This window comes from Thermococcus sp. M36 (genome assembly GCF_012027355.1).
Classification (GTDB): Archaea; Methanobacteriota_B; Thermococci; order Thermococcales; family Thermococcaceae; genus Thermococcus.
Map to the genome: position 1 here is coordinate 1 of NZ_SNUH01000236.1, position 427 is coordinate 427.

Below are 427 nucleotides of genomic sequence, written 5' to 3' on the forward strand. Positions count from 1 at the left end.
TCTTGCCTGTTGCAGGTTTCCGCATTTTGCAGTTAATGTTACTGTTCCTGAACTATTTAATTTGCTTTGCAGAATTACCTGTGCCCAACCATTGTATAAACTTATTTTAGTGCCTTTATCAGGTTCATGGCTATTAGCATCTCCATTACCCAAACCAATAATTTTTCCTGCACCGTTCACTTCAAATTCAATAGGCAAATTAGCTGTTGGTACATGTCTTCCTTTTGCATCCAATACTTCAACACTTACAGGTACTGCATCCCAACCATCTCCTGCAATTGCATTTCTATCTGCTGTTAATTGAATTTTAACGGGCTCTGTTGTTGTTTCAATTGCATACTTCGAAACTTCTTTGCCGTTTTTATAACCCACTGCTGCTAATGTGCCGGGTTGATAAGGTACATTCCAACTTATCATTTCATATTTA

General features: G+C 37.7%; 1 protein-coding gene. It reads right to left on the minus strand.

Features of this window, described 5'->3' with window-relative positions; genetic code table 11:
• The coding region (locus E3E36_RS12135) for a DUF4982 domain-containing protein (RefSeq protein WP_167895614.1) at nt 1-427 on the minus strand (427 nt) is incomplete at both ends.